21 protein-coding genes and 2 tRNA genes are annotated in these 23381 nt (G+C 66.5%); 9 read left to right on the top strand and 14 right to left on the bottom strand.

Going from position 1 to position 23381, the window contains the following annotated elements:
- Nucleotides 1-78: 78 nt before the first annotated feature.
- The 4 genes from JKL49_RS10620 to lon all read right to left on the bottom strand — a co-directional run bounded on the left by JKL49_RS10620 (nt 79) and on the right by lon (nt 4072).
- Complete coding sequence (locus JKL49_RS10620) at nt 79-996, bottom strand: aldo/keto reductase (RefSeq protein ID WP_215340322.1); 918 nt, start codon at nt 994-996, stop codon at nt 79-81.
- Between the two features lie 59 nt (nt 997-1055).
- A tRNA-Val gene (locus JKL49_RS10615) sits at nt 1056-1132 on the bottom strand.
- Between the two features lie 109 nt (nt 1133-1241).
- Nucleotides 1242-1514: an HU family DNA-binding protein gene (locus tag JKL49_RS10610; RefSeq protein ID WP_215340321.1), complete on the bottom strand. Its 273-nt coding sequence runs from the start codon at nt 1512-1514 to the stop codon at nt 1242-1244.
- 158 nt (nt 1515-1672) lie between these two features.
- Entirely contained in the window at nt 1673-4072 is a 2400-nt protein-coding gene (gene lon, locus JKL49_RS10605; RefSeq protein ID WP_215340320.1) for an endopeptidase La, read from the bottom strand.
- 334 nt (nt 4073-4406) lie between these two features.
- Between lon and JKL49_RS10600 the strand changes: the two genes are divergently transcribed.
- Nucleotides 4407-5594 carry a CaiB/BaiF CoA transferase family protein gene (locus JKL49_RS10600; protein WP_215340319.1) on the top strand — a complete coding sequence of 396 codons (1188 nt, stop codon included), beginning with the start codon at nt 4407-4409 and terminating at the stop codon, nt 5592-5594.
- On the opposite strand, the gene JKL49_RS10595 is transcribed toward JKL49_RS10600, so the two are convergent.
- On the bottom strand, nt 5543-7012 hold the full coding sequence (locus tag JKL49_RS10595; protein WP_215340318.1) for an MFS transporter: 1470 nt from the start codon (nt 7010-7012) through the stop codon (nt 5543-5545). The genes JKL49_RS10600 and JKL49_RS10595 overlap by 52 nt on opposite strands.
- Nucleotides 7013-7052: 40 nt before the next feature.
- Complete coding sequence (gene clpX / locus JKL49_RS10590; protein WP_215340316.1) at nt 7053-8315, bottom strand: ATP-dependent Clp protease ATP-binding subunit ClpX; 1263 nt, start codon at nt 8313-8315, stop codon at nt 7053-7055.
- Between the two features lie 337 nt (nt 8316-8652).
- On the opposite strand from clpX, the gene JKL49_RS10585 reads away from it, so the two are divergent.
- Nucleotides 8653-9318, top strand: coding sequence for an HAD-IB family hydrolase (locus JKL49_RS10585; protein ID WP_215340314.1), 666 nt, complete (start codon nt 8653-8655; stop codon nt 9316-9318).
- 12 nt (nt 9319-9330) lie between these two features.
- Nucleotides 9331-9585, top strand: coding sequence for a hypothetical protein (locus tag JKL49_RS10580; protein ID WP_215340312.1), 255 nt, complete (start codon nt 9331-9333; stop codon nt 9583-9585).
- Here JKL49_RS10580 and JKL49_RS10575 read toward each other — a convergent pair.
- From JKL49_RS10575 to JKL49_RS10560, 4 genes are all read right to left on the bottom strand, one after another.
- On the bottom strand, nt 9575-10102 hold the full coding sequence (locus tag JKL49_RS10575; RefSeq protein WP_215340311.1) for a Rossmann-fold NAD(P)-binding domain-containing protein: 528 nt from the start codon (nt 10100-10102) through the stop codon (nt 9575-9577). The two genes, JKL49_RS10580 and JKL49_RS10575, sit on opposite strands and share 11 nt — an antisense overlap.
- Before the next feature lie 4 nt (nt 10103-10106).
- Entirely contained in the window at nt 10107-10721 is a 615-nt protein-coding gene (locus tag JKL49_RS10570; protein ID WP_215340309.1) for an ATP-dependent Clp protease proteolytic subunit, read from the bottom strand.
- Nucleotides 10722-10943: 222 nt separating this feature from the next.
- The gene (gene tig, locus JKL49_RS10565; protein WP_283816682.1) at nt 10944-12302 is read right to left on the bottom strand and encodes a trigger factor; all 1359 of its coding nucleotides are present in this window, start codon (nt 12300-12302) and stop codon (nt 10944-10946) included.
- A 156-nt stretch (nt 12303-12458) separates the two neighbouring features.
- Entirely contained in the window at nt 12459-13043 is a 585-nt protein-coding gene (locus tag JKL49_RS10560) for a class I SAM-dependent DNA methyltransferase (protein ID WP_215340298.1), read from the bottom strand.
- 246 nt (nt 13044-13289) lie between these two features.
- Between JKL49_RS10560 and JKL49_RS10555 the strand changes: the two genes are divergently transcribed.
- From JKL49_RS10555 to JKL49_RS10545, 3 genes are all read left to right on the top strand, one after another.
- Nucleotides 13290-13372 (top strand) — tRNA-Leu (locus JKL49_RS10555).
- A 104-nt stretch (nt 13373-13476) separates the two neighbouring features.
- Complete coding sequence (locus JKL49_RS10550; protein WP_215340296.1) at nt 13477-15012, top strand: tetratricopeptide repeat protein; 1536 nt, start codon at nt 13477-13479, stop codon at nt 15010-15012.
- Between the two features lie 33 nt (nt 15013-15045).
- Nucleotides 15046-15732: a glycosyltransferase family protein gene (locus JKL49_RS10545; protein WP_215340294.1), complete on the top strand. Its 687-nt coding sequence runs from the start codon at nt 15046-15048 to the stop codon at nt 15730-15732.
- Between the two features lie 5 nt (nt 15733-15737).
- Here JKL49_RS10545 and JKL49_RS10540 read toward each other — a convergent pair whose 3' ends face one another.
- Nucleotides 15738-16352: a LysE family translocator gene (locus JKL49_RS10540; RefSeq protein ID WP_215340292.1), complete on the bottom strand. Its 615-nt coding sequence runs from the start codon at nt 16350-16352 to the stop codon at nt 15738-15740.
- Between the two features lie 389 nt (nt 16353-16741).
- On the opposite strand from JKL49_RS10540, the gene JKL49_RS10535 reads away from it, so the two are divergent.
- Nucleotides 16742-17695: a DUF2167 domain-containing protein gene (locus JKL49_RS10535; RefSeq protein ID WP_215340290.1), complete on the top strand. Its 954-nt coding sequence runs from the start codon at nt 16742-16744 to the stop codon at nt 17693-17695.
- Between the two features lie 5 nt (nt 17696-17700).
- Here JKL49_RS10535 and JKL49_RS10530 read toward each other — a convergent pair whose 3' ends face one another.
- The 3 genes from JKL49_RS10530 to JKL49_RS10520 are packed head-to-tail and all read right to left on the bottom strand — an operon-like array spanning nt 17701 to nt 21283.
- Complete coding sequence (locus tag JKL49_RS10530) at nt 17701-19125, bottom strand: NAD(P)H-hydrate dehydratase (RefSeq protein ID WP_215342776.1); 1425 nt, start codon at nt 19123-19125, stop codon at nt 17701-17703.
- Nucleotides 19126-19169: 44 nt separating this feature from the next.
- Nucleotides 19170-19739, bottom strand: coding sequence for a histidine phosphatase family protein (locus JKL49_RS10525; RefSeq protein WP_215340288.1), 570 nt, complete (start codon nt 19737-19739; stop codon nt 19170-19172).
- 8 nt (nt 19740-19747) lie between these two features.
- A complete protein-coding gene (locus JKL49_RS10520; RefSeq protein ID WP_215340286.1) occupies nt 19748-21283 on the bottom strand; it encodes an acetyl-CoA acetyltransferase in 1536 nt (511 codons plus the stop codon).
- A gap of 234 nt (nt 21284-21517) precedes the next feature.
- Between JKL49_RS10520 and JKL49_RS10515 the strand changes: the two genes are divergently transcribed.
- Nucleotides 21518-21856, top strand: a complete 339-nt coding sequence (locus JKL49_RS10515) for a P-II family nitrogen regulator (protein ID WP_215340284.1) — start codon at nt 21518-21520, stop codon at nt 21854-21856.
- Between the two features lie 40 nt (nt 21857-21896).
- Nucleotides 21897-23306, top strand: a complete 1410-nt coding sequence (glnA, locus tag JKL49_RS10510) for a type I glutamate--ammonia ligase (RefSeq protein WP_215340282.1) — start codon at nt 21897-21899, stop codon at nt 23304-23306.
- Nucleotides 23307-23381 lie beyond the last annotated feature (75 nt).

Genomic DNA, 23381 nt, shown 5'->3' with positions numbered 1-23381 from the left:
GGTTTCCTGCCCTGAGTTATCGTTGTTCTTGCAGGCAGACTACGCCTCTTGGCGTCCGGCGAAAGGGGCGCCCCGACGTCAGGTCCTGGCGCTTTGCGCCCGGGCGATCTCGGCCGCAAGTTCTGGCGGCAGGACACGACCCGAGGCGTCGAGATTGTCCAGCAGGTGGGCCATCCGCGTCGTGCCGGTCACCGCGCAGGCGACATTTGGGTTGGCCAGCACATAGGCCAAGGCCGCCTGGGCCCCGCTGATCTCGGCCCGCCGATGCAGGAAGCCGAACCGCCGCCCGGCCAGGACCTCCGCGCGATGGTTCTTCAGGGCGCGCAGGGCGTACCAGACGTCGCGCGCCGCCCGCAGCTTCAGAACCTGGCCGCCGGTGTGGCCCATGGCCAACGGCATCCCCGCCAGCACCCCCTTCCCCGCCGCCGCCGCCCGGGCGATCAGCGGCCCGCGCTCTGGCCGCAGGACGTTGTAATCTACCATCACGACGTCGAACTGCGGCAGACCCGCGACATGGTCGATGACGGCGGGATCGAAGCTGTTGACGCCCAGCGCCTCAACGAGCCCCCGCGCCTTCAGACCTTCCAGGGTCGCCAGAAGGTCGTCGGTGAGATCGAGGATCGCCGGGCCATGCAGTTGCAGCAGCGGTAGGCGCTCCAGCCCCAGGTTGGCGAGGCTGCGCAGGACGCTGGCCTTGATGGCCGCCGGCGACATGTCGCGCACGACGCGGCGGCTGTTGTGGGCGGTCCCGGCCTTGGTGGCGATCACCAGGCCTTCGAGGTTCCGCCCCCGCAGCGCCCGCCCCAACCGCGGCTCGGCCTCGCCGCTGGAATAGCTGGCCCCGGTGTCGAAGAAGGTCACCCCCCGATCGAGGGCCGCATGGACCAGGGCTATGGCTTGGCCCTCATCGAACGCCCTCTGCCCCCACCAACTGGCGCAGCCGAACCCGATCTCCGAAACGGTCAGACCGGTCTTGCCGAGGGGGCGGTAGAGCATAGGCTCACTTTGGTTCGGCGGCAGGACCCGTCCTGCGAAGCGCGCAGCGCGAAGCAGGATGGTGGGCGGCGAGGGGTTCGAACCCCCGACCCCCTGGGTGTAAACCAGGTGCTCTGACCAGCTGAGCTAGCCGCCCGTGACGGCGGTTCTTAGCGCCCTCCCCGGCGCGCAGAAACCCCCATATGAAAAGGGCGGCCGCCTCCCCGGCGACCGCCCCTTCCGAAAAGGTATGTGACTGAAGCCGCCTAGTTCAGCGAGCTCTTCAGGCCTTCGCCGACCCGGAAGCGCGCGGTCTTGGAGGCGGCGCGCTGCACGGTCTCACCAGTGCGCGGATTCCGCGCCGTACCCGCCGCGCGGTTAACCGGCACGAAGCTGCCGAAACCCACGAGCCGGACTTCTTCGCCGCTCTTCAGGGAGGCGGTGACAGAGTCGATAAAGGCTTCCAGCGCGTCTTTCGCCTGCGCCTTGTTGAGGCCCGCCTTTTCGGCGATCGCCGTGACGAGTTCGGCCTTGGTCATTTGGTGTTTCTCCCAGCCCGTTATAGGTCCGCGGACCCCCCGCAGTGTTCGCGAGGCTGCTTCGCGTGACGCGATTATGGCGGTCTCGCGGCAGGCGTCAAACGAAGGCGGCGCGGGAATACCCCGCGCCGCCCACTTATTTGCAGTTAATCCGCGATTCAGTGCGTCAAAACCGCCTCTGGATCGCTGTCATCGACCACGACGGGGATCGCGGGCGTCACCGGCTCCGTCCACTCGATCGGCGTGAGCGGCTGGGTCAGGGCGTGGCCCAGCACCTGGTCGATGTTGGAGACCGGGATGATCTCCAGCCCCGACTTCACGCTCTCGGGCACGTCGGCGAGGTCCTTCATGTTCTCCTCGGGGATCAGCACGGTCTTGACCCCGGACCGCAGGGCCGCGAGCAGCTTTTCCTTGAGGCCGCCGATGGCCGTCACCCGGCCGCGCAGGGTGACCTCGCCGGTCATGGCCAGATCCTTGCGGATCGGGATGCCGGTCAGCACCGAGACGATGGCCGTGGCCATGGCCGCGCCGGCGGAGGGACCGTCCTTGGGGGTCGCGCCATCCGGAACGTGGATGTGGACGTCGGTCTTCTCGAAGACCGGCGGCTCGATCCCGAAGTGCACCGCCCGGCTGCGGACATAGGAGTGCGCCGCCGAGATGGATTCCTTCATCACATCCTTCAGGTTGCCCGTGATGGACATGCGGCCCTTGCCCGGCATCTTGACCGCCTCGATGGTCAGGATGTCGCCGCCGAAGTCGGTATAGGCCAGGCCGGTGATGATCCCGACCTGATCTTCCGCGTCGGTCTCGCCGTAGCGGTACTTCTTGACCCCGGCGTACTTGGCCAGGCGCTCGTCATCGACGGTGATGGCCAGCAGCTTCTCGCGGCCCAGGTCCCGGACGGTCTTACGCGCCAGGTTGCCCAGCTCCCGCTCCAGCGACCGCACGCCGGCTTCCCGGGTGTAGTAGCGGATCAGGTCGCGGATGGTGTCGTCGGGAACGACGAATTCCACCGGCGTCAGGCCGTGGTCCTTGGTCAGCTTGGGCAGCAGGTGGCGCTTGGCGATCTCCAGCTTCTCTTCCTCGGTGTAGCCGGGGATGCGGATGATCTCCATGCGGTCCAGCAGCGGCTGGGGCATGTTGAGGCTGTTGGCCGTGGTGACGAACATCACCGGCGACAGGTCGTAGTCCACCTCCAGATAGTGGTCGGCGAAGGTGGAGTTCTGCGCCGGGTCCAGCACTTCCAGCAGGGCCGAGGACGGGTCGCCGCGATAGTCGGACCCCATCTTGTCGATCTCGTCCAACAGGAAGAAGGCGTTGGTGGACTTGGCCTTCTTCATCGACTGGATGACCTTGCCGGGCATCGAGCCGATGTAGGTGCGGCGGTGACCGCGGATCTCGGCCTCGTCGCGCACCCCGCCCAGGGACACGCGCACGAACTCGCGGCCCGTCGCCTCGGCGATGGACTTGCCCAGCGAGGTCTTGCCCACACCGGGGGGGCCCACCAGGCAGAGGATCGGACCCTTCAGGGAGCCGGTCCGGGCCTGAACGGCCAGGTACTCCAGGATGCGTTCCTTGACCTTCTCAAGCCCGTAGTGGTCGTGCTCGAGAACGGCTTCGGCCTTCACCAGGTCGATCGGCTTGGTCTTGGCCTTGCCCCACGGAATGGACAGCAGCCAGTCGAGATAGTTCCGCACGACGGTGGATTCCGCCGACATCGGGCTCATGTTGCGCAGCTTCTTCAGCTCGCTGTCGGCCTTGGTGCGGGCCTCCTTGGAGAGCTTGGTCTTCTTGATGCGCTTCTCGAGTTCGATCAGCTCGTCGCGGCTGTCGTCCTGCTCGCCCAGCTCGCGCTGGATCGCCTTCATCTGTTCGTTCAGGTAGTATTCGCGCTGGGTCTTCTCCATCTGGCGCTTCACGCGGTTACGGATCTTCTTTTCCGTCTGCATGACGCTGATCTCGCCCTCCATCAGGGCGTAGACCTTCTCCAGGCGCTTCACGACATTGAAGATCTCCAGCAAGTTCTGCTTCTCGGCGATCTTCACCGACAGGTGCGAGGCGATGCGGTCGGCCAGCTCGCCGGGCGAGTCGACCTGGGGCATGGAGGCCAGCGCCTCGGGCGGCACCTTCTTGTTGAGCTTCACATAGTTCTCAAACTGCTCGACCACGGCGCGCGACAGGGCCTCGGCTTCGGTCGAGGCCGCGCCGTCTTCGGTGATGAAGGCGACTTCGGCTTCGTAGAACTCGGCCTGATCGGTGAACTTCGAGATGCCGGCGCGGGCCTTGCCTTCCACCAGCACCTTCACGGTGCCGTCGGGAAGCTTCAGCAGCTGCAGCACCGACGCCACGACGCCGACGTCATAGATCGCGTCGGGGGACGGATCGTCGTCGTCCTTGTCCTTCTGGGTGGCCAGAAGGATCTGTTTGCCGGGGGCCTTCATGGCCTCCTCGAGCGCTCGGACGGATTTCTCGCGGCCCACGAACAGCGGCACGGGCTGGTGCGGGAAGACCACGATGTCCCGCAGCGGAAGAATGGGCAGAGTCTTGATCTCAGACATATGCATCTACTCCTGGTGGGCCCCCTTCCAAAGCAGGGCCCGTCCCATATTCCGACCGGTTTCCCCCAGACGATGTGCCTGAGTCGGTCGGCCCGTCCGCTCAGCGAGAGCGAATTGTCGGCCATTTATGTGGACGCTTTGGCCCCCTCTACAAGCTGAGCCAGATCGTCCGCGACAATGCGTCTGAAATTGGTGACGCCCAAGACACAGGAAATGGTGCGCCGCCGCAACAGGTGCAAGAGCCCCTGCGTCGGCTGAACGACCTCTCAGCAGGCTTTCCAAGCGACGAGGGGCGTCCCACTGTCTCCACAAGCAGCCGACGGGGAGGTTGGACATGCTGGAAGGTCTGAAGGTCGTGGAGTTCGCCACCTATGTGGCGGGTCCGGGCGCGGCGGCGGTGATGGCCGACTGGGGCGCCGAGGTGATCAAGGTGGAGAGCGCGACGGGCGATCCGATGCGCGCCTTCTATCCCGACACGGCCGAACAGCCGGGCAACCCGGTCTTCTCCAACGACAACCGCGGCAAGCGCGGCATCGTGCTGGACACCGGCACGCCGGAAGGCCGCGAGGCGCTGGTGCGGATCCTGGCCGACACCGACGTCTTCATCACCAATCTGCGACCCGGCGCGCTGAAGCGCGCGCGGCTGGACTATGACAGCCTGAAAGCCGAGCTGCCGCGCATGATCTATTGCAGCGTCTCGGGCTATGGCCTGGACGGCGAGGCCACCGACCTGCCGGCCTTCGACATCACCGCCTTCTGGGCCAAGGGCGGGGTGGCGGGCGCCACCATCCCCAGCGACGTGACGCCCTTCAACTGCCGACCAGGGTTCGGAGACCACGTGACGGCGCTGGCGGCGCTGTCGGCCGTGCTGGCGGCGCTGAGGGCGCGGGACGCGACCGGCCGGGGCCGGCTGGTGGAGACCTCGCTGATCCGGGCCGGGGTCTATGCGGTCGGCTGGGACCTGTCGGTGCAGCTACGCTACGGCGAGGTGAAGACCGCCCCGCCCCGTCGCGAGACGCTCAGCCCCCTCTCCGGCTATTTCCGCACCGCAGACCAGCGGTGGTTCGCCATGGTCCCCCGCGGCGCCAACCCCTGGCGGCCGGTGGCCATCGCCGCGGGCCGCCCCGACCTGGCGGAAGATCCGCAGTTTGGCGATCCTCTGTGGCGCTCGGCCAATGTCGGCCAGATCCTCGACATCCTCGACGCGGGCTTCGGCCAGCTGACCCTGGCGGAGGTCAGCGCGCGGCTGACGGCCGGCGACGTGATCTGGGCCCCTCTGCAACGGCCTGAGGATGTGGTGACCGATCCCCATGCCGAGGCGGCCGGCTGCTTCGTGGAGGTCCAGGACCGCCACGGCGGTACGTTCCGCGCGCCCAATACGCCGGTGCGGTTTCCAGGCTTCGACTACGGGGCAAGGCGCCCTGCCCCTGGCTTGGGCCAGCACACCGCCGAGGTGCTGGCGGAGGCCGGCTATTCGTCCGGCGAGATCGCGCGCTTGCGCGGGCTGGGCGCCGTCATCTGACGCGGCGGCCCGGTCACGAAGCCGATGCCCCCCGCCAGGGCCGCCAGCACGGCGGCGGCGATCATGGCGGTCCGGTAGCCCGAGGCGATAACAGCGTTGGCCTGAGTGGTCGACGCGCCGGATGGAGCCACCAGCACAAACCCCACCAGGGCGACGGCCAGCAGACCCGCGACCCGGGCCACGGCGTTGTTGATCCCCGCCGCCGCGCCCTCATAGGCGTCGTCGACAGCCCCCAGTACGGCGTCTGTCAGCGGCGCTACGGCCAACCCCATGCCGATCGCCAGGGTCGCGAGGCCCGGAAAGACGCCTCGCCAATAGTTCGGCTCGTCGGCCAACAGCGCCAGCAGGGCAAACCCGACCGCCACCAGCAGCGGGCCGCCGCCCAGCATCACCCTTGGCCCGACCCTCGCTGAGAAGCCGCCGGCCAGCGGCGACAGCACCGCCAACCCCACCGACAGCGGCAGCAGGGCCGCCCCGGCGCTGGCGGCGGGATAGCCGTGGACGCGGATCAGCTGGAACGGCAGCAGGAACAGGGCGCCGCTGAAGGCCGCGTAGAGCAGCAGGGTCAGGCCGTTGGCGCCGGAGAAGGTCTTGGATTTGAAGAGCTGCAGCGGGACCATCGGAAACGCCGCCGTCTGCTCGATGCGCAGGAAGGCGGCCAGCGCCAGCAGGCCCAGGACCAGGGCGGCCACCGGCAGCAGCGTCAGGCCACGCTCCGGCGCCTCGGTGAGGCTCCAGGTGACGGCGGCCAGGCCCAGGGTGACGGTCAGCGCGCCCAACGCGTCCAGGGGGCCGGTCTTGGCGACCTTGCTCTCCTTGGCGCCGATCAGGATGAAGCCGATGGCGAGCGCCGCCAGGGGCACATTGATCAGGAACACGGCGCGCCAGGAGACCGCGTCGGTGAGCCAGCCGCCGAGCACGGGACCGAGCGCGCTGGTGAGACCCCCGGCGCCCGCCCAGATGCCCACCGCGCGGCCCCTCGCCTGCTTGTCGAAACTGGCGCCGAGGATGGCGAGGCTGGCGGGCACCAGGAGGGCCGCGCCGATGCCTTGCACCGCGCGGGCGGTGATCAGCAGGGGCAGGTTCGGAGACAGACCGCAGCAGACCGAGGCGCCCGTGAAGAGGATGACACCCGTGACGAAGACCCGCTTGCGGCCATAGCGATCGCCGGCCGCGCCGCCCACCAGCACCAGGGCGCTGAGGAACAGCAGATAGGCGTTCATAATCCACTGAGCGGCAGCCGCGCCGCCGCCGAGCTGCTGCTGGATCACCGGGATGGTCAGGTTGACCGCCGAGCCGTCGATGAAGGCCAGGCTGGAGCCGAGCACCGTGCCGGCCAGCACCAGGCCGCCTCCATGGGCGCCCGGATAGGAAACGACCGCGGCGAGGACGCCGCGGTCGCAGGGGGTCTGTGTCATTTACGCGCCCTCCCCTCTGAGGGAGAAGGGCGCAAGGCGGCTAGGCCGCGCCGCCCTTGTCGCGGCGCTCGGCGTAGATGACCAGGGGCTGGGCCCGGCCTTCGACGACCTCGGCATTGACCACCACTTCCTCGACGCCCTCATAGGTGGGCAGCTCGTACATGGTTTCGAGCAGGATGCTTTCCAGGATGGAGCGCAGGCCGCGCGCGCCGGTCTTGCGGATGATCGCCTTGCGGGCCACCGCATTCAGGGCGTCGTCGGTGAAGGTCAGGCCGACATTCTCCATGTCGAACAGACGCTGGTACTGCTTGACGAAGGCGTTCTTCGGCTCGGTGAGGATTTTCACCAGGGCCGGCTCGTCCAGGTCGTCCAGGGTCGCGATGACCGGCAGACGGCCAACGAATTCCGGGATCAGGCCGAAGCGCAGCAGGTCGTCAGGCTCCACCTGACGGAAGATCTGACCGGTGCGGCGATCGTCCGGATCGGAGACCTTGGCGCCAAAGCCGATCGAGGTGCCTTGGCCGCGGGCCGAGATGATCTTCTCGAGCCCGGCGAAGGCGCCGCCGCAGATGAACAGGATGTTGGTGGTGTCGACCTGCAGGAACTCCTGCTGGGGATGCTTGCGCCCGCCCTGCGGCGGCACGGAGGCGACGGTGCCTTCCATGATCTTCAGCAGGGCCTGCTGCACGCCCTCGCCCGACACGTCGCGGGTGATGGACGGATTGTCCGACTTGCGGCTGATCTTGTCGACTTCGTCGATGTAGACGATGCCGCGCTGCGCCCGCTCGACATTGTAGTCGGCGGCCTGAAGGAGCTTCAGGATGATATTTTCGACATCCTCGCCGACATAACCCGCTTCGGTGAGCGTGGTGGCGTCGGCGACGGTGAAGGGCACGTCGATGATTCGGGCCAGCGTCTGGGCCAGCAGGGTCTTGCCGGTGCCGGTCGGACCGATGAGCAGGATGTTCGCCTTGCCCAGTTCGACGTCGTTATTCTTCGAGGCGTGGTTGAGGCGTTTATAGTGGTTGTGCACCGCCACAGCGAGCACCTTCTTGGCGTGATCTTGGCCGATCACGTAATCGTCGAGGACTTCGCGGATTTCCTTGGGGGTCGGCACACCGTCCTTGGACTTCACGAAGGAGATCTTGTGCTCCTCGCGAATGATATCCATGCACAGTTCTACGCACTCATCACAGATGAACACAGTAGGACCCGCGATAAGCTTGCGGACCTCATGCTGACTCTTGCCGCAGAATGAGCAGTAGAGCGTGCTCTTGGAGTCTCCGCTGGCGGCCTTGGTCATGGTCGTTTCTCACTCTTTCGACGATCGGCCGGTTGGCCGGGACGTCCGTCCCCGGAGGCGTTCCTGACGCCATCAGTGCAGGATACGCGCCGCAGGTTGTCTAATCCTTGACATTCCCCGATCCGTCCAAGGATCACAAGCCTTTGGGGGACATCGCGACAATTGGCTGGCGGGGCGCCCGATGGCGGGCAGGTCCGAATCCCTAGATGGGTGTGCGCCAGTTCGGGACAAGAGTTCGGCTCCGGGCGCCGCGAACGCCTCCCCCCCCAAGGTCCGCGCTGCGCCCGCCGATTGTTCTGGGTAGATACGCGCCCGTGAGGGTGCGAGGGGGTTGGCCATGGCGAAAAAATCTCTGCGCGGCGGCGGCGCCCCCTCCAACGAGATGCTCGACGACCAGATCGAGGACGCCGGCGTCGTCGCCTTCGATTTCGACGGCACCATCACCGTCCGCGACAGCTTCACAGAATTCCTCAAATGGCGCGTGGACCAGGGCCGCTATATGGCCGGCATGACGCGCCTGGTCCCGGCGGCCATCTCCTATCTGGGCCATCGCAACCGCGGACGCATCAAGGCCGCCGCCGTCCGCGAGTTCCTCAAGGGAATGACGCGCGACGAACTGGAGGCCCAGGCCCGCGCCTTCGCCGAGGTCGCCGCCCCCAGCCTGCTGCGCCCCGACGCCCTGCAGACCTGGCGGCGCTGGCGCCAGCGACACGCCAAGCTGGTGATCGTCAGCGCCTCCCCTGACATGATCGTCGCCCCCTTCGCCCGGGGCCTGGGGGCCGACGCCCTCATCGCCACGGAACTGGCCTTCGACGCCGACGACCGGGTGACCGGGGCCTTCCTCGGGTCAAATTGCCGCGGCCCGGAGAAGGTCCGTCGGCTGCGGGCGATGTTCGGCCCTGACTTCACGCTGAAGGCCGCCTATGGCGACACCAGCGGCGACCGCGAGATGTTGAAACTCGCCGATCACCGGGGCTACCGTGTCTTCAAGGAACGTCCCTAGAGGTTCAGCGCCGTGAAGCACGCCGGTGAGATCGCGCTGGACCAGCTCGAACCCTTGCTGGCCCGCGTCCGCGCCCTGCCCGGCCTGACCGAGAAGAAGCGCGGCGTCTTCTATCGCAGGGCTAGCGCCTTCCTGCACTTCCACGAAGACCCGAAAGGCCTGTTCGGCGACGTCCGCGCCGCCGACGACAAGGACTTTGACCGGTTCGACGTGACGCTGAGCGGCGACGCCCTGATCGCGGCGGCGCAAGCCCGGCTCAAGGCTTAGCCGACCAGGGCTCCGTCTGGCCGATGATGGTCAGGAGCCGGTCTGCGCGCGCGGCCTCCAGCACGCCGTCGGAAATCTCGTCATGGGTCAGCCAGCGCGACCCGGCCTCTTCCACCTTGAAGCCCAGCACCACTTGGCGGAGCTCGCAGCCGTGCACGCCCTCGGCCACCTGCCGAGCGGTTTCAAGGCGATCAGGATGGGAGGGGTCGGCCATAGCGCTGCCCAGCACCTGGAACAGGCGGCCTTCGACCCGCTGCGCCAACAGCCTCGGCGCCTCGATCTTCAGGGTGTGAAACCAGGCGACGGCGAGATTGATCGGCCCCGACCGCGCAACAGCGACATCCAGAGCCGCCGCGAACGAGATGGGATCGTAGTAATCGCAGTCAAAGCCGTCAGCCCCGGAGGCCCGCGACGCGTGGCGCGACAAGAGCGAAAGGCGCCCGCCGTCGCCGGCGAGCGCCTCGCATAGTCCTGAAAGCATCCCGGTCCCGCCCACCACGAGGGTGTGCGGAGTCACGGGACTAGTCGTCCGCGCGGTTGGCCTGGACGAGGTCGATCAGACCCCATTCCTTGGCTTCGTCGGCGGTCATGAAGGTGTCTCGGTCGAGCTTTTCCTCGACCTCTTCGTAGGTGCGGCCGGTGTGCTTGGCGTAGATCTCGTTCAAGCGGCGCTTGGTCTTGATGATGTCCTCGGCGTGACGCTCGATGTCCGAGGCCTTGCCGGAGTAGCCGCCCGAGGGCTGGTGAACCATGATGCGGGCGTTGGGCAGGGAGATCCGCGACCCAGCTTCCCCGGCCATCAGCAGGAACGAGCCCATGGAGGCGGCCATGCCCATGCAGAGCGTGACCACGGGGCTCTTGATGTATTGCATGGTGTCGTAGATCGCGAGCCCCGAGGTCACCACGCCACCGGGCGAGTTGATGTACATCTGGATCTCTTTCTTGGGGTTCTCGGCCTCAAGATAGAGCAGCTGGGCGCAGATCAGCGCCGACATCCCGTCCTCGACGGGACCGTTCAGGAAGATCACCCGCTCCTTCAGGAGACGGGAGAAGATATCGAATGCACGCTCGCCGCGGCTGGTCTGCTCGACCACCATCGGGACAAGGTTCAGGGCGGTCGTCGGCGGATCAAACATTTGGAGGCAGCCCTTCTCGATGTGAACGACTCTCGAACGCGAGCCGTGTACCCGGTGGATATCGCGTGCCGGTGTGGCCTGCGCAAGGTGACCAATAGCCCCGATAGCTCTTAAGAGTTGGCGAAGGGGCGCCCGACACCCCCTCCGCACCGCCGGATTATGGACGGTGTAACGAAAAAGGGCGCCCCGTGAGGCGCCCTGGACCGCAACCGGCTGGGCCGATTAGACGCCGTAACCCGCCGGCATGTCGTCTTCCTTCAGCAGGTCGTCCTTGGAAACCTTCTGATCCTTCACCTTGGCCTGTTCGATGATCAGGTCGACGACCTTATCCTCGAAGATCGGGGCCCGGAGCTGGGCCTGGGCGGCGGGGTTCTGGCGGAAGAAGTCGAAGATCTGCTGGGCCTGCGGGCCATAACGCATGGCTTCGGCGCGCATGGCCTCGGCCAGTTCCTGATCGGTGATCTGGACGTTGTTGACCCGGCCGATCTCGGCCAGGACCAGACCCAGGCGCACGCGGCGCTCGGCGATCTTGCGGTACTCGGTCTGCAGGACGTCGTCGGACTTTTCCAGATCCTCCGGCGGCAGCGTGCCGCGTTCCTTATCGGACTGCACCTGACCCCAGATCTGGGCGAACTCGGCCTCGACCATCTTGGGCGGCAGCGGGAAGTCGTGCTTCTCGTCCAACACGTCCAGCAGGGCGCGCTTCAGCTTGAATCGCGAGGCGCCGGAATACTGGCTCTCGAGGTTGGTCTTCAGCAGCTCGCGCAGCTTTTCCAGGCTCTCGACGCCCAGGCGTTCGGCCAGGCTGTCGTCGGCCTTGGACTCCACCGGAGCCTTCACTTCCTTCACCGTGGTCTCGAACTCGGCATCCTTGCCGGCGAGGTTCGGCGCCTGGTACTCGGCCGGGAAGGTCACCTTGACCATGACCTTGTCGTCCGGCTTGGCGCCGACCAGTTGTTCCTCGAAGCCCGGAATGAAGCTGCCCGAGCCCAGCACCAGCTCGGTGTCGACGCCCGTGCCGCCTTCGAAGGCGACGCCGTCGGCGCGGCCGATGAAGTCGATGACGACCATGTCGCCGTCCTTGGCCTTCAGGGACTTGCCCGTGCGGGTCTCATAGGTGCGGTTCTGCTTGGCCAGCTCGTCGACGGCTTCGTTCACCTCGGCCTCGGTAGGCTCGTAGACCGGGCGCTTCAGCGAGATCTTGGTGAGATCAGTGGGCTCGAACTCGGGCATCACCTCGATGGCGATGTCATAGGCGAGGTCCGCCTTGCCATCGATGACATCGTTCATGTCGCCGTTCGGCGTCAGGTCCGGATCGCCGGCGGGACGCAGCTTGTTGTCTTCGAGCACCTTTTGGGTGGTCTCGTTGAGGGTCTGCTCCACCACTTCACTCATGATGGACTTGCCATAGAGCTTGCGGACGTGGGCCTGCGGCACCTTGCCGGGGCGGAAGCCCTTGATGTTGAGGGTGGGGGTGATCTCGGCGATCTTGGCGTCCAGGCGCTCGACCAGGTCCGCCATCGGGACGGTGACGCCAAAGACCTTGCTCAGGCCTTCACCAGACTTCTCAACGATCTGCATCGACATTCTTGGATTTTCCGGACACGGCGCGGTGTCGTGCGCCTTTCAGGTCCGCCTCGGCTGAATAGGTAAGCGCCGCCAGGGCTGGCGGCGAGCGGGCGACCTTATGTCATTTCACGGCGCGCACTCCAAGCCCAAATGGGGGCCGAGCGCACCCTACCCTGCTCGGCGCAGAAAGACGTTGGTCCAGGCCTCTGTTTCCTTCCCTGGGCGCAGGTCGCCACTGGTATCGCTGGCCAGGACCTCGAGGCCGCCGACCTCCATCACCAGAGCCCTGGCTGCGGCCTCGTCGAGGTCGGTGAAGTGGCGTCCTTCGACCTGGCGTTCGCCGTGCCCCCCCTTGAAGGAAAGTTCCCAAACCCCGCCTGGAACCAGGGCGTCGCGCAATCGCGCCATGACGGCGGGGAGTTCGCGACGGGACACGTGGAGCAACGAGGCGCAGGACCAGATGCCGTCAAAGGCCGCCACCCAGGCGACCTGGGAAAAGTCCATATGCAGGACCTTCAGGCCGGTATGGGCCTGGGCCATCTCCACCATCCGCGATGAGCCGTCGAAGGCTGTGACCTGAAAACCGAGGCCCCGAAACGCCAGAGCATCGCGTCCGGAGCCACAACCAGCGTCCAGCACCCGACCACCCGGCGGCAAGGCCGCGACGAATCGCGCCCTGACGGCTGACATGTCGACAAAGGCGGTGTCGGCGAAGAACCGCTCGGCGTTGTCGTCGTAGTAGCTGGTGGACAAGACCGCCTCCCCGCGCATCGCCGACAAGCTCTGCGGCGCGGAGGACCTGGTCAAGGTCTCAGGACCCGACGCCCCCACGCGCCCGAGCCGCAGCTACCAGCGGCGACATTCCATGCAGCCTGACACGGGGGGACGGGAAGGCGTTCAGGACCAATTGGACGGGAACTGTTTCCCGGGAGGAAATCATCCTGCCGGCCACGACCAGCTTGCCCATGACCGTCGTCCAGCTATAGACGCACCTGTTCTGCGGCTATGGCGGAATTGGTAGACGCACCTGGTTTAGGTCCAGACGGGCAACCGTGGGGGTTCGAGTCCCTCTAGCCGCACCATCCTTCCAGCGCGGCGCCGAGGCCCGAACGTCGGTTCATCGTCCACCGTGAGCGCCGGCGGAAATTCGCTTGCGGACCCGCGCGCCATCGACAAGGTGAAGGCGATGAGCGACCAACCCTTCACGCCGCCGCCGAGCGCGCCGGGCGTAGAATTCGAGCGGGGCATACAACTTCTGCGCTCCGGCTCCCACGCCGCTGCGGCGGTCACGTTGCAACGTTTGGTCGACGCAGAGCCAAATCAGGTCGACGCGCGCGTCGCCCTTGGATCAGCGGAGATGGGACTGGGGCGATGGGCAGCCGCGGAGGCGACCTTCCGGCGCGCGCTGGACCTCGTGCCGCGCCACCCTCCCGCGCTACGGAACCTCGGCATCCTGCTCGCCACATGGGAGCGTCACGCCGACACGCTGCAGCTCGCCGAGTCCACGCTCGACATCGATCCCACCCACACCCAGGCCCTCCTGGCCCGCGGCAATGCGCTGACCGGCATGGAGCGATTTGAGGAGGCTCTGCAGAGCTATAGCCAAGCCGCGGGGTTCGAGGACGTCGCCTACGAGGCCCTCGTCAAGCTCGGCCAGACTTATGCGGCTCTGGGCCAGAACGAGGCGGCGTTGACCAGCTTCGACCAGGCGATCGCCCTGCAGCCCAACCTGGCCCTCGCCATTTTCCGACGCGGCCTCGTACGTCTGCCACTGCGTAATTTCGCCGGTGGGTGGGACGACTATGAGGCGCGCCTGAACCTTGGGACCTTCGTCGCCTCGTCCATGTCCTTCTACCGGCCGATCATGGGCCAGGTGGCTCGACGCATCGCCAGCGCCGATCTCGCCAACCGCCGCATCCTCTTGCTTGGAGAACAGGGACTTGGTGATCAGGTGATGTTCGCCAGCATGATCCCTGATCTCGCCGGCGAAGGGGCCACGGTCACCTGTGTCTGCGACCACCGGCTGACGCGGCTGTTTTCCGCGTCCTTCCAAGGGGTCGAGTTTCAGGGTCTGGCGACCCCTCCGGTCCTCGCCATCGGCGCGGATGACACGGTCCTGGCCATGGGGAGTCTCGGGCGGCTCTATCGTCGTAACGAAGGAGATTTCCCCGGAACGCCTTATCTTCGGGCGGGTCCCGGCGTGCGTAACGCCTGGGCCGCTCGGCTGGGGCCGCGTCCCAAGGGCCTCCGGATCGGTCTCTCGTGGCGAGGCGGCGTGCCCGGCACTGGAATGAGCAGGCGTTCGCTATCCTTGGACCAGCTGGCGCCGGTGCTCGACCTGCCGGACTGCGACTTCGTAAGCCTGCAATATGGCGATGTCACCGCCGAGTTGGAGGCGCTGAATGCCGGACGGGGAAACCCAGTTCGCGCCTTCGATCCTGCCGAGATCTACGATTTCGAGCCGCTTGCCGGCCTCATCGCCAACCTGGATGTGGTGGTGTCGGTGCAAACCTCGGTCGTGCACCTGGCCGGCGCGGTCGGCACAACCTGCCTGACCTTGGTTCCCCACCATCCCGAGTGGCGCTACACGGCGTCAGGCTCGACCATGCCCTGGTACGGGTCGGTGCAGCTTTTTCGCCAGCCGGCTCCTGACGCTTGGGCGCCTGTCGTTCACGAGGTGGCCGACGCCCTGCGGCTGCGGCTTTCCCGCCGTCAAGCCTGAACCAATCGGAGAATCCCGCTGCCGCCTTCCCCCGTGCTTGACGTGTTCATCGGCTACGATCCGCAAGAGGTCGTGGCCTATCACGTCCTTTGCCAGAGCATTCTCGAGCACGCCTCGCGGCCTGTGCGCTTCACGCCGATCGATCTGGCAAGCCTGACCGCAGTCTTCCGTCGGCCACCCGTCAGCGCCCAATCGACCGCGTTCTCGTTCTCCAGGTTCTTGACACCTTACCTCTCGCAGTACCGTGGCTGGTCTCTGTTCATCGACTGCGACATGCTCGCGCGCGCCGACATCGCCGAGTTGTTCGCCCTCGCGGACGACCGCTACGCCGTCATGGTCTGCCAGCATGACTATACGCCGAAAGACACGGTGAAATTCCTGAACCACCCCCAGGCGCGATACGCCAAGAAGAACTGGTCGAGCGTCATGCTCCTCAACAACGCGCGGTGCGGGGCGCTGACCCCTCAATATGTCGAACAGGCCACAGGACTGGATCTGCACCAGTTCAACTGGCTCACCGACCCAGCCGATATCGGACAACTGCCCCTGGAGTGGAACTGGCTGGTGGGGGAGTATCCCTACAGTCCGCACGCACGCTTGGCGCATTTCACCCGTGGCGGCCCCTATTTCGCCGGCTACGAGTCGTCAGACTATGCAGACGAATGGCGCGCGGCGCAGGCCCGCGCCATGGCCGCCGCCGGACGTGGCCAGCCGCTCTAGCGCCGTCACCCCGCCAACTCCATCGCCAGCGGGATCAGGGAGGCCAGCAGCAGCGCCGCCATGCCGATGTTGAAGGTCTTCAGCACAGCGGGGCGATCCAGGAAGCGGCGCAGGGCCACGCCGAAGCCGGTCCAGATGGCCACCGACGGCGCGTTGACGCTCAGAAACACCACCGCCACCAGCAGGACGTTGAGGTTGTATTGGTCGGCCGGGGCGTAGGTGGTGATGGCGCCAAGCGCCATGGCCCAGGCCTTGGGGTTCACCCACTGGAAGGCGGCGGCCTGCCAGAAGGTCTGGGGCTTGCCGCCGGCCTGGCCGCCCGCGACGCCCTTGGCGTTGGCGATCTTCCAGGCGAGCCAGATCATGTAGAGGCCGCCGACGATGGCCAGGATGTCGTGCAGCCTCGGGAAGGCGGCGAACAGGCCGCCGAGCCCCAGGCCTACCGCGGCCACCATCACCCCGAATCCGATCGCCACGCCGCAGAGATGCGGCACGGTTGCGCGGAAGCCGAAATTGGCCCCTGAGGCCATCAGCATGGTGTTGTTCGGACCCGGCGTGATGGAGCTCACGAAGGCGAACAGGGTCAGGGCGGCGAGCAGTTGCGGGGTAAGCGACGTCATCGGCTTTCCTTTGGAGTAGCCAGAAGACGGACGGTGGGTGATCGAACCTGAAATGAACCCCTCGCCGCGTAGGGAGGGGTTGGATCGATCGAACCTAGATCGCACACCCCTCGCGCACCGCTACGCGCCAGGCCACGAGGGCCTGACAGGGAATAGCGGAGGCTGCGCGAGCGAAGGTCACGGGTGCGAAGTTCCTAAAAAACAGGCGCCTCGTACCACGGCCGGCCAAGCTTGGCCACGAGCCAGGCGATTGCGTGCAGATTCGGCAATTGCCGGTCTCGACGGTTGAAGAAGGACACCCTAGGGTCGCGCCCAAATAAGGTGAAACTTTAAGTAGACACGACGTCGTTTGGTCTGGGGGGACATCGGGGATGATGAAACGCATAGCCATGGCGGTGCTGGCCGCCGTCCTTGCAGGCGCCGCGAACGCGCAACCGCCGGCGCCCTCCGACGGGCCGAGCCCAGAAATGAAAGCGCTGTTGGCGCAGCTCCACCCGAAGACCGGTAGAATCGGCTTGCCGACGGCCAAGGCGACGCTGACCCTTGGACCCAACTATGAGTTTTTGGACGCGACGCAGGCCCGTAAGGTTCTCACCGAAGGTTGGGGCAACCCGCCCGAAGCCTCGGAGGGCGTTCTGGGGATGATCTTCCCGGTGGGGAAGACCTTCCTTGATGACGACGTCTGGGGCGCGGTGGTGACCTACGAGGAGACATTTTACGTCTCCGATGACGAAGCCAAACCGTCTGACTACGACAAGCTGTTGACGGACATGCGCTCGGGCGAGGACGCGGAAAACGAAACCCGCAAGAAGAATGGCTTCACCTCGGTGCACCTAGTGGGGTGGGCCCAACCCCCGTCTTACGACCGCACCCGGCACGATTTGATCTGGGCGCGCGATATCCAGTTCGGCGGGGTCCAGCCGGACACGCTCAATTATGACACCCGGCACCTCGGACGTCGGGGCGTCCTCAGCCTGAATATCGTCTCGTCGATGCCGCAGCTGGCGGAAATCCGCGCAGAGGCCCCTAAGCTTGCCGCCACAGCCGAGTTCGATGCCGGGGCGCGCTACGCGGACCATGAGAAGGACGACAAGGTGGCCGGCTATGGGCTGGTCGGACTGGTAGCTGCGGGAGCTGGCCTCCTGGTCGCCAAGAAGGCCGGCCTCGTCGCGCTCATTCTACTCTTCGCCAAGAAAGGCATCGCGCTGATCGCCATCGGTGGCGTCGCTGTCGCCAACTGGGCGCGCCGGCTCATCGGCAAGAAGCCGGTGAAGTCTCCTGCATGGCTCGAGGGGCAGAGGGCTGATGACGAACTGCCTCCACCTGGACCGACGGTGACCTGATCCGACTAGATCTCCCGGGCGCCGTAGAGCCGGCGCAGGACGGCTGACGCAAGACCGGGCAGATCCTCGGAGATCAGCCCTGGCCCGTGCAGGTCGGCGGCGTCGGCGTGGATCCAGGCTGCGGCGCAGGCGGCCTCGAAGCTCTCCATGCCCTGGGCGATCAGGGCGCCGACAAAGCCCGCCAGCACGTCGCCGGAGCCGGCGGTGGCCAGCCAGGGCGAGCCGTTCGTGTTGACCGCCGTCCGGCCGTCCGGCGCGGCGATGACGGTGTCGGGGCCCTTCAGCAGGACGATGGCGTCTGCCTTCTTGGCGGCGCGGCGGGCGGCGGTGATGCGCTCGGGCGCGTCCTTGAGAAGGCCCGGGAACAGACGCTCGAACTCACCGGGATGGGGGGTGAGCACGTCGTCCACGTCGAGCACCGAGAACAGCTCTTCGGGGTCGTCGCGGAAGACGGTGATGGCGTCGGCGTCGATCACGAGGGCCGCGCCAGTGCGGGCGAGCGCGAGGACGTTGAGCAGGGTCGTCTCATTGACGCCCGCGGCGGGGCCGATGATGGCGGCGTCCACGTCGGCGGCGATCTGCTCCAGCTCCACCTCGGTGTCGAAGCCCCGCAACATGACCGCCTCCAGGTGGGCGGCGTTCACGGCCAGCGCGTCAGTGGGCGACAGCAGCGTCACCAGCCCAGCCCCCATCCGCAGACCGGCGCGGGCCGACAGCCGGGCGGCGCCGGTGTTCCAGACCTCGCCGCTCACCACCACCAGGCGGCCGCGGGAATGCTTGTGGGCGTCGGCGCCCGGCCAGGGAAAGCGCGACAGCCAAAGCTCCGGGGTGTTCTCCATCAGGGCGTGGCCGCTCGTCGAAAGCCCGATGTCCGCCACCACGATCTCGCCGCAACGGCTGGCGCCGGGCTCCAGCACATGGACCGGCTTCTTGGCATGGAAGGTGACGGTGAGCGCGGCGCAGAAGGCGGTGTCGCCAAGGATGCGGCCGGTGTCACCGGCCAGCCCGCTGGGGAGGTCGATGGCCACCACACGGTCGGGGACGCGCTCGCACATCCGGGCCAGGCGGGCCGCCTCCCCGTCCAGCGGCTTGGAGAGTCCCGCGCCGAAGAGGGCGTCGACGAAGAGTTCGCCCTGCCGCGCGGCGTCGCCGACCTCGAAGGTCTCGCCGGTCCAGAGCGCGGCGGCGGCCTTGGCGTCGTCGGTGGCCGGCAGGGCCAGGCGCTCGACCCAGACCTCCCAGCCGCGCTCGGCCAGGATGCGGGCCACGACATAGCCGTCGCCGCCGTTGTTGCCTGGTCCGCAGAGCACGGCGGTGGGGCGCGGCGCATGACGCTCACAGATGGCGTCAGCCACGGCGAGGCCGGCGCGGGCCATGAGCTCGACGCCGGGGGTCCCGGCCGCGATCGCCGCGGCGTCGGCGGCCGCCATCTCAGCTACGGTGAGGATCGGCCGCACGCTAAACTCCTGGAACTCTAGAGGACGCCGGTGGAGGCTTCTCGTCCCTGCTCCACCAGGCTCAGGCTCTTCCCGTCCGTCTCCAGCACGCTGATCGAAGCGTGATCGGGGCGGAAGACCAGAACGCGCTCGTCGCCGGCAAGCTGCGACATCACCGCGTTGATCGCCACATAGTGACTGAACACCGCAGTCCCGGCCCGCACGTTGAGCGAACCGGCGACGTCCTGACGCCAGGCGTCGTAGTCCAGGTCCCCCTTCACGTCCTTCCAGTTCCCCTGGAACACCTCGCGCAGCCACGGCGGCCGTTGCTCGGCGGTGAGGCCCTTGGGCGTGGGAATCTCGCCGACAAAGGGATCGATCTCGATCTCGACGCCCAGGGCTTCCGCCGTCGGCATGGCGGTCTCGCGGCAGCGCCGAAGGGGCGAGCTCACCACCTTGGTGGGGCGCTCAGCCTCAGGCAGAGCCATCAGCACGTCGCGGGCGGCCTCCGCCTGGGCCCTGCCGGCGTCATCCAGGCCCGGATCGTCATCGGCCTCCCCCCAGACGGCGGCGGGCTTGCCGTGGCGGATCAGGTAAAGTCGCGACATGGGTGATCTCAGTCTGGAATGAACAGGTTCTTTTGGCCGTCTTCAGACCGGCTGACCGTCCCCGTACGCCCCACTCCTTCGCGCGATTCGAGATCGCGCAGGGTGGCTTCGTCGTTGGGGGTGACGGCCACGAAGCGGCGGTCCTGGGAATCGCGGCCGACAATGATGCCCATCATGTAGCCCTCCCGCCCGTGAACCACCGTGTACGTCTCAATAGTGGCGGGTCCTTGCGGCTGTTCGATGACAGTCGGGTGCGGCAGGGCGTCGATCTGGTCCTGGATCACCTTCGGGTCCTGGCGCGCGAAGGGCTTGGCGGGCGGCTTGGTGGAATAGACGCCGGTGGACTGCTTGGTGAGGAACCAGCCATTGGCGGTGACCAGGCCCCAGTCGCCAGGGTTGTCCCGCAGGCGCTGCATCATCACCGCGATGGAGTGCATGGCGTAGTTGTTGCCGGGGCCGCCCATATAGGGGAGCCCGCCGGTGACGGTCAGGCCGCGCGGGTCGTCCAGCTTCAGACCCAGCTCCTCGGCCCCGATCTCCACGGCGACCGGGAAGCAGGAATAGAGGTCGATATGGCCGATGTCGTCGAGGCCGATCCCCGCCATCGACAGCGCCCGCTGGCCGGTCAGGCGCATGGCCGGGCTGGAGTGGTAGTTCTGGCGGTCGATGGGGAACCACAGGTCATAGGCGTCGGCGCAGCCGTGCAGGTAGACGAGCTTGTCTTCAGAAACACCGAGTTCCCGCGCCTTCTTCAGGCTGCAGACAAGCACGCCGGCCGACTGATCGACCTCCATGATGGCGTTCAGGTACTTGGTGTAGGGGAATCCCACCATGCGGTTGCGTTCGGTGACGGTGACCAGTTCCTCGGAGGAGCGCGCCACGGGGAACCAGGCCTCCGGGTTCTTGGCGGCGACCGCGCTGAAGGGGGCGAAGAGATCGCCCATCTGTTTCTGGTGGTCGGGGATGGAGCGGCCGTCGCGGCCGCGCAGGGCGTTCTCGAACAGCGGGTAGACATTGATGGGTCTGCCCAGGCCGTGCTTGTTCTCGTAGGGCGTCGAACCCGGACGCGGATCGCCGACGCGGTCCGGCTCGGGCAGGTCCTCGGCGTCGTCCCAGTCGTCGAAGCCCAGGCCCTTGGTCAGGCGCTTGGTGGCCGAACCCAGGAACTCGCAGCCCACCACCAGGGTCAGGTCGTTGTCGCCGCGGGCGATCCGCTCGCAGGCCAGGTTGATCATCTGCTGCGGGCTGTTGCCGCCCATGTGGGAATAGACCGCCCAGCGGGGGGTCGCGCCGATCCGCCTGGCGAGGGTCGCGGGGGGATTGGTGGAGTGTGGCACCAGCCGTCCGCCGCCCGGTGCGTCGATGGTGAAGCCCACCACGGCCAAGCCGTCGATGGCCGCCAAAGCTTCAGCGCCCAGGCCCGCGTCGGCTGCGGCGCGTTCCGCTGCAATCTTCAGCAACTGGGTCGGCGAAGGCGACGCCCCCGCGTCACCGCGATAGGTGAATTGGCCCGCTCCGATAAGAACTGGGGTCCTGTCGTCCATCTCATACGCCTCCGCCGGAACTTGTCCGGCGATCCTAGGCGCCGGAAGCCAGCCTACAAAGGCGATTCCGGCAGTGGTTATTTCTTGCGCAGCATCTGATGAGAAAATAGACATCTGCGGATTCCCATCCGCCACCGCGCAACCCTCGGCGGGCGCCCCCTTGTCGCCCCGCGCCGGAGCGTGCTCGTAGCCGGCAACCGCTGGGGCGGCGTTGTTTGAGTACCAAGTCGGGCCATGAAGAAAATCGAAGCGATCATCAAGCCGTTCAAGCTCGACGAGGTGAAGGAAGCCCTTCAGGAACTCGGCGTTCAGGGCATGACCGTGCTCGAAGCCAAGGGCTATGGCCGCCAGAAGGGCCAGACCGAACTCTACCGCGGCGCGGAGTACGTCGTGGACTTCCTGCCCAAGATCAAAATCGAGGTCGTCATCGCCGACGATCAGCTGGAGCGCGTGCTGGAATCCATCATCGGCGCGGCGCGTACGGGGCGTATCGGCGACGGCAAGATCTTCGTTTCGGAAATCACCGATGTGCTGCGGATTCGGACTGGGGAGACCGGCGCCGCGGCCGTCTAAGACTTTAGCCTATCGAGACATCTGCAAGGGGATTACGACTATGGCCACCGCCAAGGATATTCTGAACGAAATCAAAGAGAAGGACGTGAAATACGTCGACGTGCGCTTCACCGACATCCGCGGGAAGATGCAGCACGTCACCTTCGACATCGACCTGGTGGACGATGACTTCCTGAATGACGGCACGATGTTCGACGGCTCGTCGATCGCCGGCTGGAAGGCCATCAACGAAAGCGACATGAAGCTGCGTCCCGACCTGGACAGCGCTTATATCGACCCCTTCTACCAGCAGACGACGCTTTGCCTGTTCTGCGACGTTGTGAACCCCGACACCGGCACCCCCTACGACCGCGACCCGCGCTCCATCGCCAAGGCGGCGCTGAACTTCGTGAAGGCCTCGGGCATCGGCGACACGGTGTTCTTCGGCCCCGAAGCCGAGTTCTTCATCTTCGACGACGTGAAGTGGTCGGTGCAGCCGAACAACACCGGCTACTCCTATGACTCCATCGAACTGCCGGGCAATTCCGCCAAGGAATACGCCGAAGGCAACATGGGCCACCGTCCGGGTCCGAAGGGCGGCTACTTCCCCGTCAACCCGATCGACTCGGCTCAGGACCTGCGCGGCGAAATGCTGGCGGTGATGGGCGAGCTCGGCATGAAGCCGGAAAAGCACCACCACGAGGTGGCCCCGGCCCAGCACGAACTCGGCCTGAAGTTCGACACCATGATCGTCATGGCCGACCGGCTGCAGCTCTATAAGTACGTCATCCACAACGTGGCGGCGGCCTACGGTAAGACGGCCACCTTCATGGCCAAGCCGATGTTCGGCGACAACGGCTCGGGCATGCACGTGCACCAGTCGATCTGGGGCGACGGCAAGCCGCTGTTCGCGGGCGACAAGTACGCCGGCCTGAGCCAGATGTGCCTCTGGTACATCGGCGGCATCATCAAGCACGCCAAGGCCATCAACGCCTTCTCCAACTCCACCACCAACAGCTACAAGCGTCTGGTGCCCGGCTACGAAGCCCCGGTGAAACTGGCCTATTCGGCCCGCAACCGCTCGGCCTCGATCCGCATCCCGCACGTGGACAGCCCCAAGGGCAAGCGTCTGGAAGCCCGCTTCCCCGACCCCATGGGCAACCCCTACCTGACCTTCACCGCCCTGCTGATGGCCGGCATCGACGGCATCGTGAACCAGATCGATCCGGGCGCGCCGCAGGACAAGAACCTCTACGACCTGCCGCCGCGCGAGCAGAAGAAGGTCCCGGAAGTCTGCGGCTCCCTCAAGGAAGCCCTGGAAAACCTCGACAAGGACCGCGGCTTCCTGAAGGCTGGCGGCGTGATGAGCGACGAGTTCATCGACGCCTATATCGAGCTGAAGATGGAAGAGGTCATGCGCCTCGCCCTCCATCCGCACCCTGTCGAGTTCGAGATGTACTACAAGTGCTAGTCGGCGCTTAGCGCCACAAGCTGCGAAGGGCCGGAGAGCGATCTCCGGCCCTTTTGCTTTGCGCGGGTTGCGGCT

Origin of the sequence: Phenylobacterium glaciei, from assembly GCF_016772415.1 — a bacterium.
GTDB lineage: Bacteria > Pseudomonadota > Alphaproteobacteria > Caulobacterales > Caulobacteraceae > Phenylobacterium > Phenylobacterium glaciei.
Note: the sequence above shows the minus strand (reverse complement) of the source record. Positions and strands in the feature narration are given on the sequence as shown.

What these genes read in the sequence shown, in the direction of transcription:
- JKL49_RS10620 (WP_215340322.1), bottom strand. Translation starts at nt 996, where the DNA reads ATGCTCTACCGCCCCCTCGGCAAGACCGGTCTGACCGTTTCGGAGATC.
- JKL49_RS10610 (WP_215340321.1), bottom strand. Translation starts at nt 1,514, where the DNA reads ATGACCAAGGCCGAACTCGTCACGGCGATCGCCGAAAAGGCGGGCCTC.
- lon (WP_215340320.1), bottom strand. Translation starts at nt 4,072, where the DNA reads ATGTCTGAGATCAAGACTCTGCCCATTCTTCCGCTGCGGGACATCGTG.
- JKL49_RS10600 (WP_215340319.1), top strand. Translation starts at nt 4,407, where the DNA reads ATGCTGGAAGGTCTGAAGGTCGTGGAGTTCGCCACCTATGTGGCGGGT.
- JKL49_RS10595 (WP_215340318.1), bottom strand. Translation starts at nt 7,012, where the DNA reads ATGACACAGACCCCCTGCGACCGCGGCGTCCTCGCCGCGGTCGTTTCC.
- clpX (WP_215340316.1), bottom strand. Translation starts at nt 8,315, where the DNA reads ATGACCAAGGCCGCCAGCGGAGACTCCAAGAGCACGCTCTACTGCTCA.
- JKL49_RS10585 (WP_215340314.1), top strand. Translation starts at nt 8,653, where the DNA reads ATGGCGAAAAAATCTCTGCGCGGCGGCGGCGCCCCCTCCAACGAGATG.
- JKL49_RS10570 (WP_215340309.1), bottom strand. Translation starts at nt 10,721, where the DNA reads ATGTTTGATCCGCCGACGACCGCCCTGAACCTTGTCCCGATGGTGGTC.
- tig (WP_283816682.1), bottom strand. Translation starts at nt 12,302, where the DNA reads ATGCAGATCGTTGAGAAGTCTGGTGAAGGCCTGAGCAAGGTCTTTGGC.
- JKL49_RS10550 (WP_215340296.1), top strand. Translation starts at nt 13,477, where the DNA reads ATGAGCGACCAACCCTTCACGCCGCCGCCGAGCGCGCCGGGCGTAGAA.
- JKL49_RS10540 (WP_215340292.1), bottom strand. Translation starts at nt 16,352, where the DNA reads ATGACGTCGCTTACCCCGCAACTGCTCGCCGCCCTGACCCTGTTCGCC.
- JKL49_RS10535 (WP_215340290.1), top strand. Translation starts at nt 16,742, where the DNA reads ATGGCGGTGCTGGCCGCCGTCCTTGCAGGCGCCGCGAACGCGCAACCG.
- JKL49_RS10530 (WP_215342776.1), bottom strand. Translation starts at nt 19,125, where the DNA reads ATGGCGGCCGCCGACGCCGCGGCGATCGCGGCCGGGACCCCCGGCGTC.
- JKL49_RS10525 (WP_215340288.1), bottom strand. Translation starts at nt 19,739, where the DNA reads ATGTCGCGACTTTACCTGATCCGCCACGGCAAGCCCGCCGCCGTCTGG.
- JKL49_RS10520 (WP_215340286.1), bottom strand. Translation starts at nt 21,283, where the DNA reads ATGGACGACAGGACCCCAGTTCTTATCGGAGCGGGCCAATTCACCTAT.
- JKL49_RS10515 (WP_215340284.1), top strand. Translation starts at nt 21,518, where the DNA reads ATGAAGAAAATCGAAGCGATCATCAAGCCGTTCAAGCTCGACGAGGTG.
- glnA (WP_215340282.1), top strand. Translation starts at nt 21,897, where the DNA reads ATGGCCACCGCCAAGGATATTCTGAACGAAATCAAAGAGAAGGACGTG.